Origin of the sequence: Lentzea nigeriaca, assembly GCF_016907955.1 — a bacterium.
Lineage (GTDB): Bacteria > Actinomycetota > Actinomycetes > Mycobacteriales > Pseudonocardiaceae > Lentzea > Lentzea nigeriaca.
Map to the genome: position 1 here is coordinate 1 of NZ_JAFBCX010000041.1, position 1119 is coordinate 1119.

Annotated in this window: 1 protein-coding gene; it reads left to right on the forward strand. The window is 69.2% G+C overall.

The features are described 5' to 3' along the window. Positions 1 to 125: 125 nt before the first annotated feature. Positions 126 to 1119 (forward strand): IS481 family transposase (locus JOD27_RS44365; RefSeq protein WP_204768424.1); only part of this gene is annotated, 994 nt, incomplete at its 3' end.

A 1119-nucleotide genomic window follows, 5' to 3' on the forward strand; every position in this document is an offset into this window, starting at 1 on the left:
CTAGGTGTACTGCCCCGCGAGGTTGCGAACGGTCCGACACGTGATCGGATGATCTTGGAATGAGGGAGGGCCTCCGGGTTCGGTGTGGATTGCGACATCTGCACCGGCTAGCCAGGAGGCCCTCGATTACTCACGCTAACGCACCGCTGTCCGAGCTGGGCAGGCTGCGCCTGGCCCGGTGTGTCGTCGAGGACGGCTGGCCGCTGCGACGGGCAGCGGAGCGGTTCCAGGTCTCGGTCAGCACCGCGCAACGCTGGGCCGGCCGCTACCGCGAGCTCGGCGTCGTGGGAATGGCCGACCGGTCCTCCCGCCCGCTGGCGAGTCCGCGCCGCACCCCGACCCGCACCGAGCGGCGGATCATCAAGGTCCGCCTGACGCGGCGGTGGGGACCGGCCCGGATCGCCTACCTGCTCGGGCTGGTGCCCTCCACCGTGCACCGGGTCCTGGCCCGCTACGGCCTGGCCCGGCTGTCCCACGTCGATCGCGCCACCGGGCAGCCGGTGCGCCGCTACGAACGCGCCACGCCCGGTGAACTCGTGCACGTCGACATCAAGAAACTGGGCAACATCCCCGACGGCGGCGGCCACAAGATCCACGGTAGGCAGGCCGGTCAGCGCAACAGCTCCGCGCACCGCGACCCCGCCCGGCGCCGCAAGGTCGGCGGCCGCCCCAACCTCGGCTACAGCTACCTGCACAACGCCGTGGACGACCACTCCCGCCTGGCCTACAGCGAAATCCTGCCCGACGAGACCAAGGAAACCGCCACAGAGTTCTGGAAGCGGGCACAGATCTTCTTCCACAGCAACGGAATCACCGTCGAGCGGGTCCTCACCGACAACGGTTCGTGCTACCGATCCCGGCTCTGGCGCGACACCCTCACCACCGCCGGGATCACGCACAAACGCACCCGGCCCTACCGGCCCCAGACCAACGGCAAGGTCGAACGCTTCAACCGCACCCTGCTCGACGAATGGGCCTACGCCCGCCCCTACCGCACCGAGACCGAACGCCGCGAAGCGTTCCCGCGATGGCTACACACCTACAATCACCACCGCGGTCACACCGCACTCAAAGGCCAGCCCCCCGCCAGCCGCGTTCCGAACCTCTCAGGTCAGTACA